General features: G+C 51.9%; 19 protein-coding genes. 13 read left to right on the forward strand and 6 right to left on the reverse strand.

Features of this window, described 5'->3' with window-relative positions; all coding sequences use genetic code 11:
- Positions 1-25: 25 nt before the first annotated feature.
- The 3 genes from Q1B40_RS08475 to Q1B40_RS08485 form a co-directional block, all read right to left on the reverse strand.
- Positions 26-334 (reverse strand): hypothetical protein, encoded by a 309-nt coding sequence (locus tag Q1B40_RS08475; RefSeq protein WP_299812389.1) that lies wholly within the window; start codon positions 332-334, stop codon positions 26-28.
- Between the two features lie 418 nt (positions 335-752).
- Positions 753-1,175: a hypothetical protein gene (locus Q1B40_RS08480; RefSeq protein WP_299812391.1), complete on the reverse strand. Its 423-nt coding sequence runs from the start codon at positions 1,173-1,175 to the stop codon at positions 753-755.
- Positions 1,176-1,193: 18 nt separating this feature from the next.
- Complete coding sequence (locus Q1B40_RS08485; protein WP_299812392.1) at positions 1,194-1,979, reverse strand: LexA family transcriptional regulator; 786 nt, start codon at positions 1,977-1,979, stop codon at positions 1,194-1,196.
- On the opposite strand from Q1B40_RS08485, the gene Q1B40_RS08490 reads away from it, so the two are divergent.
- Positions 1,960-2,202 carry a hypothetical protein gene (locus tag Q1B40_RS08490; protein ID WP_299812394.1) on the forward strand — a complete coding sequence of 81 codons (243 nt, stop codon included), beginning with the start codon at positions 1,960-1,962 and terminating at the stop codon, positions 2,200-2,202. The two genes, Q1B40_RS08485 and Q1B40_RS08490, sit on opposite strands and share 20 nt — an antisense overlap.
- Positions 2,203-2,445: 243 nt before the next feature.
- Positions 2,446-2,928: a hypothetical protein gene (locus Q1B40_RS08495; RefSeq protein ID WP_068419928.1), complete on the forward strand. Its 483-nt coding sequence runs from the start codon at positions 2,446-2,448 to the stop codon at positions 2,926-2,928.
- A 104-nt stretch (positions 2,929-3,032) separates the two neighbouring features.
- Here the strand turns inward: Q1B40_RS08495 and Q1B40_RS08500 are convergent, their stop codons facing one another.
- On the reverse strand, positions 3,033-3,668 hold the full coding sequence (locus tag Q1B40_RS08500) for a hypothetical protein (protein ID WP_299812398.1): 636 nt from the start codon (positions 3,666-3,668) through the stop codon (positions 3,033-3,035).
- Between the two features lie 44 nt (positions 3,669-3,712).
- Here Q1B40_RS08500 and Q1B40_RS08505 point away from each other — a divergent pair, with 44 nt between their 5' ends.
- From Q1B40_RS08505 to Q1B40_RS08520, 4 genes are read left to right on the forward strand one after another with little or no spacing between them, the layout of a single operon-like run.
- Positions 3,713-4,531 carry a DUF1376 domain-containing protein gene (locus Q1B40_RS08505; protein WP_299812400.1) on the forward strand — a complete coding sequence of 273 codons (819 nt, stop codon included), beginning with the start codon at positions 3,713-3,715 and terminating at the stop codon, positions 4,529-4,531.
- A gap of 4 nt (positions 4,532-4,535) precedes the next feature.
- Positions 4,536-4,985, forward strand: coding sequence for a hypothetical protein (locus Q1B40_RS08510; RefSeq protein ID WP_299812402.1), 450 nt, complete (start codon positions 4,536-4,538; stop codon positions 4,983-4,985).
- Between the two features lie 43 nt (positions 4,986-5,028).
- Entirely contained in the window at positions 5,029-5,298 is a 270-nt protein-coding gene (locus Q1B40_RS08515) for a hypothetical protein (RefSeq protein WP_299812404.1), read from the forward strand.
- The gene (locus tag Q1B40_RS08520) at positions 5,298-5,714 is read left to right on the forward strand and encodes a hypothetical protein (RefSeq protein WP_068419918.1); all 417 of its coding nucleotides are present in this window, start codon (positions 5,298-5,300) and stop codon (positions 5,712-5,714) included. Before Q1B40_RS08515 ends, Q1B40_RS08520 begins: the two co-directional genes overlap by 1 nt.
- A gap of 141 nt (positions 5,715-5,855) precedes the next feature.
- Here Q1B40_RS08520 and Q1B40_RS08525 read toward each other — a convergent pair whose 3' ends face one another.
- A complete protein-coding gene (locus Q1B40_RS08525; protein ID WP_299812406.1) occupies positions 5,856-7,649 on the reverse strand; it encodes an AAA family ATPase in 1,794 nt (597 codons plus the stop codon).
- A gap of 661 nt (positions 7,650-8,310) precedes the next feature.
- On the opposite strand from Q1B40_RS08525, the gene Q1B40_RS08530 reads away from it, so the two are divergent.
- The 7 genes from Q1B40_RS08530 to Q1B40_RS08560 all read left to right on the forward strand — a co-directional run bounded on the left by Q1B40_RS08530 (position 8,311) and on the right by Q1B40_RS08560 (position 15,444).
- On the forward strand, positions 8,311-8,727 hold the full coding sequence (locus Q1B40_RS08530; protein WP_299812408.1) for a thermonuclease family protein: 417 nt from the start codon (positions 8,311-8,313) through the stop codon (positions 8,725-8,727).
- A gap of 11 nt (positions 8,728-8,738) precedes the next feature.
- Positions 8,739-9,110 carry a hypothetical protein gene (locus Q1B40_RS08535; protein ID WP_299812410.1) on the forward strand — a complete coding sequence of 124 codons (372 nt, stop codon included), beginning with the start codon at positions 8,739-8,741 and terminating at the stop codon, positions 9,108-9,110.
- A gap of 314 nt (positions 9,111-9,424) precedes the next feature.
- Positions 9,425-11,797 (forward strand): hypothetical protein, encoded by a 2,373-nt coding sequence (locus Q1B40_RS08540; RefSeq protein ID WP_299812412.1) that lies wholly within the window; start codon positions 9,425-9,427, stop codon positions 11,795-11,797.
- A gap of 184 nt (positions 11,798-11,981) precedes the next feature.
- The gene (locus Q1B40_RS08545; protein WP_299812414.1) at positions 11,982-12,374 is read left to right on the forward strand and encodes a hypothetical protein; all 393 of its coding nucleotides are present in this window, start codon (positions 11,982-11,984) and stop codon (positions 12,372-12,374) included.
- A 462-nt stretch (positions 12,375-12,836) separates the two neighbouring features.
- Positions 12,837-13,403 carry a hypothetical protein gene (locus Q1B40_RS08550; RefSeq protein WP_299812416.1) on the forward strand — a complete coding sequence of 189 codons (567 nt, stop codon included), beginning with the start codon at positions 12,837-12,839 and terminating at the stop codon, positions 13,401-13,403.
- The gene (locus tag Q1B40_RS08555) at positions 13,400-14,977 is read left to right on the forward strand and encodes a hypothetical protein (protein ID WP_299812418.1); all 1,578 of its coding nucleotides are present in this window, start codon (positions 13,400-13,402) and stop codon (positions 14,975-14,977) included. The genes Q1B40_RS08550 and Q1B40_RS08555 overlap by 4 nt, the downstream gene beginning before the upstream one ends.
- Positions 14,978-15,021: 44 nt before the next feature.
- The gene (locus Q1B40_RS08560) at positions 15,022-15,444 is read left to right on the forward strand and encodes a hypothetical protein (protein ID WP_299812420.1); all 423 of its coding nucleotides are present in this window, start codon (positions 15,022-15,024) and stop codon (positions 15,442-15,444) included.
- Positions 15,445-15,613: 169 nt separating this feature from the next.
- Here Q1B40_RS08560 and Q1B40_RS08565 read toward each other — a convergent pair whose 3' ends face one another.
- Positions 15,614-16,945 carry a hypothetical protein gene (locus Q1B40_RS08565; protein WP_299812422.1) on the reverse strand — a complete coding sequence of 444 codons (1,332 nt, stop codon included), beginning with the start codon at positions 16,943-16,945 and terminating at the stop codon, positions 15,614-15,616.
- Positions 16,946-17,304: the final 359 nt, after the last annotated feature.

Genomic DNA, 17,304 nt, shown 5'->3' on the forward strand with positions numbered 1-17,304 from the left:
AGTTGCGGCGGCAAAGAGAGGCGGCTCAAGCCGCCATCCGATGCTCAACACCAGCAACAGCGCCGGTAATCCGCTCAGCATGGTAGTCGCTGTAACCGTCGTCTTCGTCCTGTTCGGGGAATGCAGCCGCCATCACGTCGGCGGTGATGTCGTTCGACCAGCCCTCAGCGGGATTGAATTCAAAGACCGCTTTCACGTTCTCAATCTGGCCGTCCCGGATGTCCTCAACGATCTTGTTGAACCGCATCTCTTCAACGTCGAGTTCCTGCGCATAGACCGTCTGGTCGAGGTCGCAGATGATCGAAAAGAAGGTGGTGTCTGTGTTGAGAGACATGGGCGTTTTTCCTCTTGAAGCTTTGCGGAAGATCTGGCGGGGTGCCGTCTTCGTTCCTGTGCTGACGAATTGGAATTTAAATCCAAATCTGGGAGGTGTCAATATAAAATGGAAATAAAATCCAACTATGCTCGGCGGAGGGGTTTCTGGGGAGCTATGTTTTAATCGCAGAGACGGGGTGCAATTCCCTGCCGGATGAAAATCACAAGCGCCAGGGTCGAAAGTCCTGCGGTGCTGCAAGAAACAGAGGACGGAATAGCCGAAAGGCGTTCTGGCGTACGTATCCCATTCCCGGCTCTGGTCGACTGACGCAGGTCATGGATTCCCCGTCTTCTGGGTTTGTCAGGGGAGGGGCTATCGCGCGTGGAACTCCTCACCCTCCAATCTACAGACAAATGAGTTAGAGTGTAGCGACAGATCAGTCGGTTATTGGAATGCAGACAGCCTCGGCATCATTCGCCAGGCGTGCTTGCTTATCTGGACGCCAGGACTTGAGAGTGTCCATCTGCTCCGAAATTTTGGCCAGATCTTCTTCGCCGATTTTACGAAGAAATGCAGGAACATCCTCGCGATTTGGCACGTTCGTCTTGATTGCATCTTCGATGGCGTCGATCTTCTCGTCGCTGTATTGCTCGTTAACGGAATTGGTCAAAGACCTCATCCGCTGTTTTTTGACGTCTTCAATCCTTTTATATGCTGCTCGCCAATCATCGATATAGGCGCCAGCCTCGATCGAGCATTCCTCGAGAGTATCAAATGAGGTGTTGGTGGTAACAGTGCCGCCGCCTGCGCCTGAATCGTAGAGGCCAGATACCAAAACGACGACTATCGACCACTTCATAGCGTCCTCCCAACGAAGCTAAAACTGGCGGAATACCCCGATAATCTTCGCTAAAATGCGAACCTCGGAAGCTTCCTCGCTGTGTTCGTCGTAGATTACTGGCTCTTGAAAACGCGGATCATTAGATTCAGGGCGCAATTCGATTTCTCCATTGTGCCGGATGATGCGCTTTGCTGTGCGTTCAAGTGTGTGCCCACCATCACGGGACCGCTCCACAACGATCAGGTCACCAGCTTTGATTTCAAACCCGGCCTGAAGGTAGTCGACGCACAAAATCAAATCGCCATCCTGGGCGATCCGGTTGAGGCTCTCGCCCTTGATGCGGAGCAGGTATTGAGCGTCGGCTGGATAGCGCTCATCACCGCCAAAAAGGTTTGATCGCTCTTCCTTTTCGCCTTCGAAAAGGTCAGCCTCAAGCCAAAGTCCGGCAGCTACTTCGCCGCGGATAACCAGACCTCTCGGGGTGATCTTTGTCTGCTCTCCGCCGCCTTCGCTGCCATATCGCAGGAACTGTTCGGTAGTACCGAGGGCTTGAGCAATCCGTGCAAGGAAGTCACCGCGCGGCTGCTCAACCTCTCCACGTTCCGACTTGTTGAGCGCGTCATAATTCACATCGGCCCGCCGTGCCAGCTCGGCGCGCGAGAGCTTTTTCTCTTTCCGAAGTTCAACAATTCGGTTGTTCCAAGTCATTTCCAAAAGATATTCCAATTCGGAATTGACAGGTTGGAAAAAATCGCCAATACCAATATTGGAATTTAAATCCATATTTAAGGCTGTTTGCCCGATGTTAGAAGAAAGAACCATCGCTGAACTTATCGATAGCGCAGGTGGCGCAGAGAAGATCGTCGAGGAAGCGAACGCCCGCGAACTGAAGCTGTCGAAGTGGGGCCCGTACAAGTGGCCGTCTGCAGGCATCCCGGAAAAATACTGGGACATTTTTGCGGATCTGGCTGGCACAGAGCCCAACGAGATTTATGCCGCGAACGTCGCCGCTCGGCAGGATACCGAAGGCAATGCCGCCGCCTAGTAGGGCGCGAAGTCATTACTGCTTGCCCTTCGTTCGGGTGAGCTTTCGGAGCCACATGGTTCTGCGTCGCAGTTCCACACCAACCTGATCCGACGCTTTCTGAGCCTGTCAGCTAAGCCATCGGAGCGCCGGGTTCCAGAAGCAACAAGCCAAAGCCTACGGGGTGTTTGTTTCTCATCCATGCCCCGGATTTAGCAACTCCAGAAAAGACCTTCACGGTTGTGAGGATGGAATAACAGCACCATGGACTATCTGAGCCGCGAAGAATACGACCGCCTGTCGCTTGCCAGCAAAGACCTTGTGAAACTGGCAGGAGGGCCGGTGAGGGCGCTTGAGATCACCGGTTACAAGCAGGCCTATCAAATCCAGCGCTGCACGACGATTGAGGGCCAGGACCGGCGCTTTCTGCCGGTCAAGGCAATTGCGGAGCTTGAAGCTGACGTAGTCGAGAGCGGCCGGGTTCCGCCGGTCACCAAAGTGCTGGCCGACATGGCCGGGTTCGATCTGGTCCGCAGAACGGCCTGCCGGGGGGATACCAGCACACTCTCGTCTTTATCCGATCTGATGAAGTCCTTCGGTGAGGCAACCGGCTCGGTCATGGATGCCTATGCGGATGGAAAGCTTACAGCGGAAGAGCAGGAGGAATGCATCAAACGGCTTGATGCACTGCTGGATCAGGCTTCCCGAACGCTCGTGATCCTTCGCGGGGAGAGGGTGGAGGGATGAAGCAGATTTGGCATGAAAGGCTCTTGCAGCCACCGGTGGGCGGTAGGCGCAGTTTCGCGGCGTTTTTGATGACTTCCGTAGGAGATTGTTCATCAACGAGAATTTCACGGGAGCCATTTGTCGAGGTCGACTTCAATCACTCGTTCAAAAGAGAAATCGTCGTCCCCAGACATCTTGAGCCTAATTCTAAGCTCTACCGAACCTCTGAAAGTTTCTCCTGCTTGATCAACAAAGCAGAGCGAAATTATTGTGTATGGCGAAGCTGCGTTTCGGTTGTACCAGCCAGGCAAATCGCAGATGAACATTGTCGCGTCATTGTAGGTATCAGCGTAGTCAATCTCACGGCCATGATCAAACAGCTGCGGTTGGATTTGGGAAGGACGCAGCACTTCGATTGCGCCTTCTCTGACGGATCTGATGCTATTATTTTCGAGGCGAAACTCGAGTGCGAATTCATTTTCAGGCGTGTAGGGGTAAAATTCGGGTGGAAGGTTGCCCGTAACAAAATTTGTTTGTGCTTCCTGATTAGCAAGCTGCTTTCGCATTGTCTTCATCTGACTTATCAGAACGCCAGCCGTTATTGCTGCGAAAATGCCTGCAACCCAGCCACTCAACGCGCTTATCCATTGCAATGCGCGTCCTTCGTTCCAATCAGTGGATGTCAGGAAAACACCAACGACGATTGTCAGCAAAGTTATCGAGAAAATCACAACAGCAATGTTTTGGCGATAGAGTTTCATACCATCCGCCATAACACGGCTCAGTTGTGCTGTGGAGTCGCCGCGTGAACGGGCTTCCATATTACAAAGCCTATCCGCGTGACTTCATCGAAGGCACCATTGGCATGGAGTTCGAGGTCAAGTGCACCTACCGGGTGATACTGGATCTGATCTACATGCAGGGTGGCGATCTGCCGGATGATGCAAGATACATTTCAGGGCTTCTCGGCTGCTCAATTCGCAAGTGGAAGAGCATCCGCGAGAAGCTGATTGCGGCAGATAAAATCGTCGTTTCAGGCGAGTTTCTGACGAATTATCGCGCGCTAAAACAGCTCGAAACTCTGTCGAAACTGCGAGATAAAAACCGTGAAAACGGCTCTCGATCTAATAAAAACAACAGCTTAACAAAAGCGACCGCTGAACTAACGCGCGTTAAACCAGAACCAGAACCAGAACCAGATAAAAAGGAACCTAAAGGTTCCCAAAAAAGGGGAACCCGGCTTCCCCCTCACTGGACCCTTTCAAATCGAAACATCCAAGACGCTCAGGCTTGCGGCCTGACAACGGACGAGGTGCGGCATGAGGCCAACAAATTCCGAGACTACTGGATTTCAGCAACTGGAGCCAAAGCTTCCAAGCTCGATTGGGATGCGACATGGCGCAACTGGTGCCGCAATGCAGCGGAGCGAAAACCCGCAGGCCGTGGCCGACCGGTGGGCAATCGATCAAACGGCGAAAAGCTTGCAAACGCTTTTGACGAGCTGCAGCGGGAGATCCGGGCTGCTGAAGATGGCCCGCACCCTTGGGGCGACGATGGTTCCGCCAACGCCGGACCAGTTCTTGACCTTGAGGGCTCTTTCGGCCGCTCTGAAGGGCGAGGGTAGGCCAATGGCTGAACAGGCTTCGTGGATGGCACGGGGATTGATCGGGCTCTACCGGGCCTCGGACCTGCACGACCCGAAGACGTTCGCGGCTGGCATGTCTGCCGTGTTCCAGAGCTATCCGGTTGAAGCCGGGTTGATCGCGGCTTGCCCGGTCAACGGCATCCCTAAGGGCCGCAAGTTCGCCCCGGCCATCGCTGAGGTTCACGAGTTCCTGCAAGAGCTGGTCGATGAGGCGGGGGAGTTCCAGCGGCGGCTGATGGACTTCGGCGTCTGCGGCCTGCGGATCGTGTTCAAGGCCAATGACCCGGTGAAATACGACGCGGTTTTGAAGCTTCACCAGCAGAGGCGGAAAGGGTTCCAGGACTTGGAACTGCCGTTCATCTGCTACGCGCCGGACATGGAAGGTCGGATTAGCCAGACCATCGCATTCTGGAAGTCGATAGGGCAGGCGTAAAGCGCTGCCAGAACAAAACAAAAACAAGAATGGGGCAAAGACAATGGATCACCTCAAAGAGCAGATAGAAGAAGCCCAGAGGCAGGTTGAAATCCGCAAGAGAGCGGCAGCCAGGCCGAATGCGACGATTGAAGATGAGTTGCGCCTGCAGTGCGCGAGAAACTGGCTCCTGACACTGGAAAACCGCGTCCTGAACAAGATCGTGCGGCTGCAAAAGAAGCCGGCGAGAGGACAGGCGCCGCAGCCAAAGCCTAAATCCGCAAAAGACAGAGCAGAAGCAGCCTTCGCATCGCTGCAGAAAGTAGGTTCCTGATGGCTTCCGGAGGGCATGTAGACCGTATCGCCGCCGAGTTTGGCGTTCACTTCGTGGACCACACGATTAAACCGCGTGGACGGCACGAAAGCCGCGCCCGGCGAACCTGCCAAACGATCCTGAAGAAACACGGGCCGGAGCACCTGCGGCTTGTGTTTGGGCTGATCAACACGACCAAGAACCGGGGAAACTGGCAAGCGGCCTGCTTCACGGCTGTGTCCAGGCTGGTGCTAAACAAGCCCGATCTCTTGAAGCGGGCGGACTTTCTGGACCTGTTCGACCGGATCGATCTGGATGCTCTTTTGAAGAGCGCCAAACAGGCAAACGCCTCGGCCCCAACCGTTACCACGGCGGTTCTGCTGTCCTACGAAGTCAATCGGCTGATAGCCGAGCAAGAGGCGAAGGAGGCTGCGTGAGAGGGCGAGGCCTTGAGGTGAGGGGGCAATGCAGAAGTGCGAAACCGACATTGGCCGATAGTGCTAACGTTGGCGCTTCCGGCCCTTTGCTGTCATAGGGCGTCGATCTGCGATGCTGCGGTGATGCAAATGGCATTTCTCTCAGTCCTCGGGAAAGAGACACGCTTCTATCCGTTCTAATTCAGGTCTGAACTTTTCGAAGTCGGCGGGATCACGTTTTTCGTTGCAAAGATAGTCGCACAGTTGAACCTTGTTGAGATCGGTCGTCACAACCGTCTTAGTTCCCCTCTCGTGGCGAGACTCAGAATAGAACGGGTCTTCGAACACGGCCGAAGGCAACAGGTTTTCGATCCCAACGTCATATTTCGCATCCTCGGCATTCTGGCGCATCACTCGAACATGCAGAAGCCCGTGGTCAATTTCTTGATCGGCTTGGTCGCAGTCGAACAATAGCAGTGTGTGGAATTGGAGAAGACCTGGATTATTCTCTAGCGTCTTTTGCGCTTGTCGGAGTTTCCCCTCGCCACCATCCCTCGCTTGGCCGTCGGCAAGCACTCCAATCCAGTCAAAGTCGACCTGCTCGTTGAGCCTCTGGAAATCGAGCAGCTCGGCAGCAGTCTTCAAATACCTGGGATCTGTCTGCCCCTCGCAAAGAACAAGAGGGCGTTCGACTGCCGCTGCTCTCTCGAGAACATGATCATCGAACGCTTTCGTTGCTCGCAGGTATTCGAACGAGTTAACGAACTCACTGAACCTTTCCGCTGTGATCTGAGTACCCGCCGGCAATTCGACCAAGGTGAAGTTGTCGTCACCAAAAGCTTTCTCCAACCCGAGTGGAAAAAGCGGGGAATGTGCCGTCAGCACAAACTGAATTTTTGGAAACAAGGTGATCAGTTTGGGAAGGACATCATGTTGCAAATCGGCGTGCAGATTCGCATCAATCTCGTCGACGAGGACAATCCCTGTCATCTCTTGTGTTGGCTGTGGACCGGTGCCGGTATCCGCATATCGCAGTATTGTTCCAAATATGCTGAGCAGCATAGCCTGCCCCGCCGATAACGCATCGAGCCCAGGAATTAGCAACTCATTCTCCCGAAAAATCATCAACTTGCGGGACCTGCCTAGACGCCCCACGCGAACAACTCTCGCACTAGGTTCTCGAAGGATATGTCCCAGGACTGCATTTACGTTCTCCAGCGCACTGACGTTCTGTGCAGCTAACGGCAGAGATGCAGGTAATTGGTTGCGATCTGCATGGGCCTCGAAGTGCTGAAGGATGGGAATTGCATCAACCATACAGTCCATGACAACATCAACCAACCAAGTGCGAAAATCATGTAGCGTAGACTCAACAGAGATTGGTTTGCGAAGGAATCGGGCGAACCGATCCTCAAAGTCAGAGATGTCTCTGTCTTTCGACATGCCCGACCAGTATGTTGTCTCCTGACGGCCAGTAGGAAAACTGACATAGCATCCCGACAAGAAGACCGAATCTATTGTTCCGCGAGGACCTGAGACCGATTTGTGAGAACCTTCGGTCTCCCAATTCGGATTGGCAAAGTCGGTAACTTTGTCTGCTACTTCATCTCGCTGAAGGTTCCCGCCTTTACTAACATAAAGACGGACCTCATCCTCATGAGAAAATTCCAGAAGAGCAAGCTCGTATGCGCTTCCGGATCTTGTTGTAGCTCGTCCAATGGTTCGATGCCAGTGATGACCTTGGCCCGATGCATATGGCGGCGCTACGTCTGCAAACTTCTTGGCGGCAATCTCGATTAACGCATCTGTCACGTAAGAAAGAAAATTCGATTTTCCAGAACCGTTCTTTCCCACGATGACCATCGGTTTTGGGTTGCCGTTTCCGTGAAAATCGAAGTCGAGCCGGAGGTCTTCAATCGGGCCGCTCTGTAAGATCAAGGATTTTCGCAAGTACACGTTTCTGCTCCGAAATCGTTTGTTGCTGTGATCTTTGACTACTTAGTTGCTCTTGTCGAGCAGCGTTCTTTTCTCGGTTGGCACCTGCTTCTTCGGTCAAGCCGCCCCGCGAACGGCTTCTTTCAAGCCGACTGACAGAGTTCATTGCCCAAGCAACGAAGGTCCACTGTCCGCCCTTTCAAGGCATTAGATCAGCCTGCAGTGAACGGCTGCATTGCAGATAGGACCGAGAAACACCGAACGTCCGGCTTGGGGGGCTGCCGACGATTACGATGGCGGTGCTGCTGGCGTATGAGGGGGATCGGCTTGTTGGGGCGAAGGCGGCTTGATGAAAAATGTCCTGAGGTTCGCACCCAATACCATCGTTGTCCCGATCCAAATCATAGACGTCAGGTCCTTTGACTCTAATAGGGCCTGCCACGTATTCGGGGCCATCTCCACGGCCTCCTGCGCAATCAACATCCAGCGCAAATAGCACACATGGGTCATAGCTAGGATGGCAGCCTGATTGAGATTGGGTTGGAGCAATCAACGCACCCAACATAGTTAGAGCCAAAAGAAACCTGACCACAATTGCAACCTCCCTTCACAATGACAGGTTGCGTGTTTTTGCAGTCATGTGCAACTCTTGCTCAGAGACAGCCTTTTCTCGAGGAAACGAATGCTCAGAGCCACAATTGCCGCGATCCTGTGTCTGCTGACCGCCAGCGCAAATGCTGAAGAATGGACAAGCAAGGTGGCCAGGGTGATCGACGGCGACACGTTTCAACTAAGCCGGCCGCTGGTTCGGATACGCCTATGCGGCGTCGATACGCCAGAAAAGGGCCAGAGGGGCTACAGAGAAGCGACCCAGTACACCGAGACGCTGGTTGCCGGGAAAACCGTGCAATGCCGAACGGTGGGCGAGGGGACGCCATGCGATGGGCGATCACGTAAGAAGTCGTACGACCGCTTTGTGGCGCAGTGCTTTGTGGACGGGGAGGATATCGCAGGGGAACTGGTGGAAGCGGGCAACGCCTGTGCATGGGAGAAATACTCAGGAAAGCACTACTTCAAGTCGGGGCGTTGCATAAAATAATGGGGGCGTGAATGTCTGAACTTTCGCAAGCGATAAGAGACATCAATATTCAATTAGAATTCATTCGGAAAAAGTACCCAGACGTTTTTCGAGTGATAATTGAAGAAGCGGAAATCGATTTTTATATCTTCAAGATTCGGAAGCTACCGACCCGAATGTTTTTCATGAACCTGTGTATGAAATACTCTAGCATTGGTTCGGGGAAGACAACTCCAGACCTCTCTAGATCCCTCGGTATTTTGGCAATTGCAGCTGAGAAATATCACTTCGGAAAAGACGGCGTTATTTCAAAGCAGGTTGAAATTCTGAACCTGCCAAGAACACCCAAGGGAACAGCTGGCTTTCTTTCTGAAATGGTGCACCGGATTCGAATGCCTGAATAGGGACGTATTTTCCCGTGGTCGATTAGTCGATATTGGGATGGAGTTGGTGGAGGCGGGGTTGGCTTGTGCCTGGCCGAAATATTTGGGTGGGCATCACTCCAGAAACGCGAAGTGCGAGAGATAGTAAACACGAGCTTTGGCCCACGAACGTCGAAAAAACTACTGCACGTTTGCAAATTTGCGAGGTTGTGACTTTAAGTGATATGACTGCTAGGTTGACGGACTTCGCAGTCAAAAATGAGCAAAAATAATTCGTGCCAAAGAAAATCTGTGGTGCTCACAACTGAATTTGAAAAAAAATGGGGGAGGAGAGTTTGATTGATTGCTTTGTCACATTTTGTGAAGATGATAAACGTCAAATTGATGTGAAGTTACTAATAACCGAGCTCGAAAAGCGAGTGGATGGGAAGATAAAATTCCATGCATACTACAATGAAGAGATCGGAAGTAGCTTGCATGAATTCATGCACGAAAGATTGGTGCAGTGCAAGTGTATACTCGGATTGTTTGGCCCTGGATACAAGGAAAGAATAAATAATACTGCACATAATTCAGGTGCATTTCAAGAATATGATACGATCGTAACTCGTTTAAATGGTCGAATTGAGGGCGTAAAGCCTAAGTTAATACCAGTTCTTTGGTCTGGTGATAGTATTAGTAATTCAATCCCAGATTTATTGATGGTACGCAATCCAATTGTGGCGAACTTGGGTGGGTTCATTGCTCATGGAGCTAAGCACGGTGCCCCATTTTTGGCTTCAGAGTTATCAGTCAGATATGCAGGAACTCTCGACAAAATTGCTAGCGCTCTATTGGCGCATGAGGAAATCAATTCCGAAAGCGTCTTGAAGGGGATGAAGAGGAACCTTTCTCGAATGCTGGAGGCTGAAGAGCCTGCAGTTGATGACACTCGGTCGGTTGCAGAGATCCTTCAGACGAAATACGAGCATGGCATTTATGACGCAGAAAGCTTTCTCAACCGGTACTTCACGAAAACAAGATTTTCCAAGCGTCTTAAGAACCGCAACGTTGGGCTTATCAGTGGTCGAAAGGGTGCTGGAAAAACCACTCTCGTACAGATTAGAGAGCATGAAGCGCAAGCTTCAGACTACTTTCCTGTAATCGACGTATCGGTAAACGATTGGAATCTACATGGATTAATACAGAATACTAGTTTCAATCAGTCTGAAGGTGATTTCCGTTATATTGATCTTGATGTGAAGTTTTTCGATTTTGTTTGGTCGGCATTTGTTTCGTTTAGCATGGTAGTGAGTATTATTTATTCGGAGAAAAAGGCCGGTAATGAGTATTTGGGAGGGGCAGGGCGGTACTTAAATTCTAGTTTCAGTGCCAAGCAGTTGGACGAACTAATCTCGGACTCAGAGCGCGTCGAGGACTTTAGCTACGCTGCGTTGTTCGATCATTCAGTAGCCGCATCCCGGCATTATATCCAGCGTGCAGTAGACAATGCGAATTCAGTTGATGAGGCTCGGTTTAGGCAAGATGTGCTCAGGAGCATCTCTATCAGAATGTTTCTCACCGATCTATTTGGTGCTGAATTTTCCAAGTTGAAATCTGGGATTTATGCCAACGGAAATAAGAGATTTCTATTCTGTCTCGATAGATTTGATACAGAAATACAAAGCTATCGCAAGTTTGATGCGAAGATGTCCAGCCAAATCCGATCAAGGAGATCTGAGCGAGAGGTAAACTGGCTAGGTTCTCTGGTGCTCTTCGTAAATAAAACTATTCGTCCTGACCGGCTGTCCGAAGAATTAGATATTTTTGAGTTTTTCGGAAGAGTAAAGTTTCTGGTTGTCTTACCTTTCGATCGGATTGAAGAAATCCGCAGAGTACAGAGGGATTCAGTATCCTCAGAAACCGTTGAGGAAATTAGGTGGCAACCGAAAGAGTTAGTCACAATGTTACGAAAACGTATTCAGCTTCTGTACGACGTTTCTGATGAAAAAATTAGGAAACACCAGCATAAGGATGCTCTAGCTCGATTTGAAAGTTGCCGTCGCATTGCTTGTCCAGAGATTCCTTCGACCTCTCATGTGTTGTTAGGTAGTAAAAAAATAAAGATGGACCTATTTCTGTATGTTTTGCGGCATACACTTTTCAGGCCGCGGGACGTTTTGATACACTATTCATCAATATTGTCTTATCTGGAGTCTATGAAAAAACGCGGTGCGCGTGACGTAACCGAACCAATCCGAGAGATCATATCCCAGGAGGCTCAACGGATTGTTGAATTTGAGTTTATTGGAGAACTCCGAGATACTTGGACGAATATTGAAGAGGTTCTAAAGCTTTTTATGGGAGTGGAACAGGTTCTTTCGTCTCGTGATCTAAGGAACATAATCGGAGGAGTGGATTTTGAGTTTTATCACCACGACTCAAATTTGAATGCATTTCATGAGAAGGTGGAATTTCTTTACTATATTGGTTTTATCGGGTTTCGAAGTAGGCGTCAGGCTGGTGCTGGAGCAATCCATAACGGGTTCAACTTCGATTTTATGGCGAAGCAACATAAGCTCCCATTTGACTCTGAAGCAGTTATGAAAAATATAGAATTTGCAATCCATCCTATCTTTGTTGAGACACTTTACCTTCGTGTGAGCCCCAATCAACGTGTGCTAATATTCGATTGGGACAAGCTTGATCAGCTTGATAGGCCAGAATAGTAGCAGAGAGTTTTAGTCGTGGTCGGCCACTAGTTTCTGCCCTTGCGCGTCTGTTTCATAGAGCGGTCAATTTGCACAAGCGCTGGCCAACCAAAAACCAATCTGATTTGAAAGATTTCGAACCAGCTACATCTCCCAAATTTCATTGGGAACTGGGCTGAGTAGATTCATAAAGGAGGCTTTTTTGCCGAATTTCAAATTAGAAGAAGTGCTGGTCCGACTGGTCGAGGCAGTCGAAGTGAATGCCATTACGGGCCGAGGTGATGGCCCCCGTACCTCGTGGGCGTCTTGGCCGGACCCGAACATGATCAGGAAGGTAAAGCGTCAACGGATCTGCAGCGCTCAAGAGATAGCCAGGGCAGAAGAGGCGATGACCTGGTGGGCTCTGATTGACGACATCGACGCACGCCGAGCCCTGCAATACGAGGTCATGTGCAAGGCTGGTGGGGGCAAATTCACCCAAGTATGCAAAAAATATGGGTGGGAACGCTCAACGGTGCTCAAGCGCAATCGTGTTGTTCTGAAAAAGCTATCTGAAAAGCTGGCCCTAGGGGACGTTTCCAGAAGAGCTGCCTAGCTGGACAGGTTTCACAGAATGGGCCTAAAAGCAGCCCCATCGAGATACCTTGAAGAAGTGCGGCCGGAACGGGGCGGAACCTTCAAGGCATCTTTCAGAGACATGCGCCGGGTCATTTGACATGGACCATGCGTCAACGTTGGTGGGAGCCAACACCCGGCTTGATATCTGATTTGATGGACTCGCGCAAAGCGGGCCTTTCGTGTTTGGGGCTGGCTACGGGAAGATAGGCGACTTGAGAAAAGTTCCTATTTTGTTCTCATTTCGCGGCATGCTATCTCCAAGGCATGGAAATGCGATCCTTCGTCACCCTGCAAGAGATGAAGGCTGGCGGCTACCGCCTGTCAGTCAATTGCCTGTGCTGTGGCCGCTTTGTCTGGCTGGATATGGGCTATCTGATTGAACGGCTAGGGCCTGGCTACCGGGTTTCGGGGAACGAACGCTTCCGAGGTGGCCTGAGGTGTGAAGCCTGCGGGCAAAAGAGGGCTCAACTCACCGTGCATTCGCGCTGAATGGGCCTCAAAACAAGTTTTAGCAAAAAAGCTGCGAAACGGCGTGAAAGGTAAGCAGATGGCTGCACCTAAAGGGAACGACTACGCAAAAAAATGGAAGACCTCGCGAGCTCGCAAGGAAGCCTGCAAAAGGTTCTGCGATCACATAGCAGCAGGGTATTCGCTTGAGAGTTTCGCTGACGCGGACAAGAAGACCATTCGCTACTACGCCGAGCAATACCCAGATGATTTCCCTGCCGACAAGCTCCAAGAGGCGGCAAGGAAGGGTTTGTTTGAGTGGGAGAAGCTAGGGAAAGAGGGGACTGAGGGCCTGATTGACGGCTTCAACGCTTCCTCATGGAAGTTCAACATGCAGAACCGGGCCGGGTGGCGGGACAAAACGGACGTTGAAAGCCGGAACATTCTCGGTGGCCCTGAAGATGCGGCGAAGATCGAGGCGCTGAAGCCCCGGAGCGACACCGAGATTGCCCTTGGCATTATGGCGCTACTCACAAAACAGAAGACAGGCGGTGAATGAACGCTCTTGAAACGCTGATCACGCAGATAGAGCGGATGTCTGCAGAGGATCGGGTTGCGCTTCAAAAGCAACTGGATGAAGCCGGGGTGCTTGAGCAGTTCAACGTCTGGCGTCCGCAAGAGGGACCGCAAACTGAAGGCTACTTCAGCACCGCAGATTTGACGCTCTATGGTGGCGCGGCCGGCGGCGGGAAAACGGACCTGATTGCCGGGCTTTCGCTGTTCGCTCACCACAAGGTGGCGATCTTCCGGGACAGTCTGAAATCCCTCAAGGGCCTGATAGAGCGTATGAACGCGATCATGCGGGATGCGGGGCTTGGCCGGATTGTCGGCAACCCGCCCCGCTGGATCGGTCCCGACGGCCGGATGATTGAATTCGGCCACTTGGGTGTGCCGGGCGCTGAAGAAGACTGGCAAGGCCGTGACCATGACCTGAAAGCCTTCGATGAGGGCGCACAGATGGACCCGCGCAAGGTTCTGTTCGTCATGGGCTGGCTGCGCTCCACGCGCCCGGGTCAACGCTGCCGAGCGCTGATTGCGACCAACCCGCCCGTTGGTGGGCAGGGGGACTATCTGGTTGACTGGTTCGCTCCCTGGCTCGATCCGCTGCATGAGCTGTTCGGTACGGTCGCGCCCGGTCAACTGCTGTGGGGCAACTTCATCACGGACGGCACTGAAATCCGCACTGAGTGGTTTACGGAGCCCACACAGATTGAAATCGAGGGTGAGCTTGTCGATGTGCCCTCCAGGACCTTCATACCGGCAAAGACGCAGGACAACGCATTTCTGGGCGGGGACTATCTGGCGCAGCTCAACGCACAACCGGAACCGCTCCGCACGGCGTTGCTGACTGGCGACTTCATGGCCGCCCGGCAAGATCATGACATGCAGGTTATTCCGTCCGATTGGGTGGATCTGGCATTCGAACGGTATGACGCCGGGGTTGATGCCGGGTTGCCGATGGATGTGCTGTCCGTGGATGTGGCGCAAGGGGGCAAAGACAAGACAGTCTTGCAGCCAGTCCACGGGCGGCGGTTTGAGGAGCAAATCAGCCGTAAGGGTGTCGATACCAAGGATGGTGCCGACGTTGGCTCTCTGGTCATCAGGGAGCGGCGCGACAATGCATTGATTGTCGTTGACTGCACGGGCGGTTGGGGCGGCGACACTGTGGGCTTCCTCGGCCGGGAGAACAGCATCAAGGTTGAAAAGTGCGTGTTCTCTTCGCACTCGGGAGAGACAGCCAAGGACAGCCGCATTCCGTTCTACAATCTACGGGCTCAGCTCTATTGGCGGCTCCGGGAAGCGCTTCACCCGAAGAGCGGGGCAGGGCTGGCAATCAAACGCTCCGCACGGGTCAAGGCTCAGCTCACGGCGCACCGCTGGAAGCTATCAGGCGGCAAGATCCTGATCGAAAGCAAGGAAGACATCAAAGAGCGCACCGGTTCCTCACCAGATGAGGCCGACGCAATCGTGATGGGGAATGAATGGCGGGACAAAGCAGTGTTGAAGAAGGTGCTGGGCGCTCAGAAATCGGCACAGAGCGCGGAAATGGACGATCCACTTGCAGGCTTCTGATTGAGCGCCTGACCGTCCGTGACGCCTCCTACATAGCCGCCAATATGCGAGACCATGACCGGGCTGAAATCTGCTGCCAGTTCGAGCATTGGGATAGCCGGGTTTTTGCCATCGCCGCGCTACAAAGTGAGGTGCCGGGGATGAGCTGGGCGGTCTGGCTCGATGGTCAGCCTGCAGCGGCCTACGGGTTCAGCTATGTCACTCCCTTTGACAGGGGACGCTGGCAAGCCTGGGCCTTCGGGACGAAGGATTTCAAGAGGTGCCTGCCGATTATGACAAGGCACCTCAACGAGATCCGGCCCATTGTTGAGAAGGACTGCAGGCGGTTACAGGCGATTGCCCATGTCGATCACGATGTTGCGCATGGGTGGATTGAAGGCTTTGGGGCAAAGCGTGAGGGGGAGGTACGAGGGTATGGGCGGAATGGAGAGGATTTCGTTATTTATGGGTGGGTTCGGGAAGATTGATTGGATCGCTTGCTGGATGAGAGGTGAATTTTTGTTCGCAAAATAAAAGAAACTGATCTCTAGCGGAAATGAGAAATGTGTATAGCGGCTGTATGATTTCGGCGCAGCCTTCTTGGGATGACCTTAGTCAGTCTCGCCTTCTGGCCGCGCCGCAACTCACATATTGAGATCAGAAGTTTGACAGATCCAACCTGTAAAGGCCTTCGCTCCCGTCGTGGAAATTGACTTTCGCAACCAGTATGCCATCTACAAAGCAGTCAGTCCCAATGTGGATATTCGTGACTTCTTTCATATCCATGAAATCACCAGCCTTTAGAGCCAACTTCGTGGTAGCTGCTCCCGAGTTCCAGACAAACAGTCCGACCCCGTTAGTGGTGTTGTCATCCATATAGCCTGCGCAGAATGCGACTCTCTTGCCGTCTGTCGCAGGCGGGGTTGCAAATGAGTTCCCTGTAAACATTACGTTGGGGCCGGTTACCCCAGGCACGGGGCTCACGGCCGTTAGTATGAGTTCTGGTTGCGCGGGATGAGTGTCAAAAGAAAGGGCAATTACAGCACCTGCCGCGCCGCCTCCTGATATTGTAAGTTCTGTCTTAAAGGCTAATAATCCTCCGTTTCTCCCTACACTGATTTGGCTCGAGAAGGTATCGGAAACACCAGAAATAGTTCCATCACTGAATTGGTATCCTGGTCCTACTTTGGTGTGCAATCCGTCAATGTTGCAACCAAATATTGCCTCGTTCTCGTCAAGATTGAGTCCAAAAAACAAGAGTTCATCTTCTGGCAACCGGGGCCACACATTCGGATTACCTATAGACTGAAGCATATTCCTTTCTGGGGTGCTGGCGGTCACGGTATTCAGAATTTGCGTAATCTTTTGCTCATGATCATAAACGGAAACCGAATAGATGCCCGGATCCATCTTTGTCCCAGAGTGATCATTTTGTGGTCCCCCAAAGCCAGGGAAATAGACTGAGCCGGACGCCCCTGCCACCGGTTGTCCGAATGCCCCTCTTAAGAAAGCTCCTTCCGAGTTAGACACTAAGGGCTTAGGTCGAACAGTCCCGGAGCTGCGGTCGTATAGAAAAATTCCTGCACGCCTTTGTGGCCAGTTTGCCGCGAAAAAGGCAACAAATCCGTCAACAAACACCGGGCGTGGAATGGTCAGTGTATCACAGGGATTCAGTGTACCACTGGGATCAAGAGGAGAATTGCTGAATGATTGAACGTAAGCATCGGTTTGTCCAGCTCCCGTCGGCGGACCATACAATCCCGGTAACGGGGTGGCGTTGTCTGTGATCCGCTCCAACACACCATTATACCGTAGAACGAAAAGACCCTCTCGCTCTTCATTGTCTCCCAGAAAAGTGATGCTAGTTCCATCGAAAACAGGCGGTTCGAATCGAATAAATGCACTAGCAGTACCTGGCATTAAATATTCGGTATCTATAAACTTAAGGTAAGTGCAGGCTGGAGTAGGCAGGGTATTAGAAGTATTCATTTTATTTCCTCTTATGAAGTGATTTTTTTATGATTATGTGCAGTCTTAGTTGTAATTTTTTGCATTAAATAATTAATTATATATTATTGATTGCAAATAAGTTCATTTTAAAATTGCATTGCAAATAAACACACATATGGCGACATAATTGGATTGTGCCTTCGCAAAAGCAGCGAGTCTTGAATGTTGCAGACGTGACCCATTTGGCGGTTTCACGAACACAGGATCAACTCTTCAAGACGGCATGAATTCAGTTGTTAAGCAATCTCCCTGACGAGTCAGAAAGGTCTTAGGACATGTGCATGTTTGGCGGTGGTGCGAAGACACCAGAGCCGGAACCGGCCCCGGCAGCGCCGCGA

The organism is uncultured Roseibium sp., from assembly GCF_947496995.1.
Lineage (GTDB): Bacteria > Pseudomonadota > Alphaproteobacteria > Rhizobiales > Stappiaceae > Roseibium.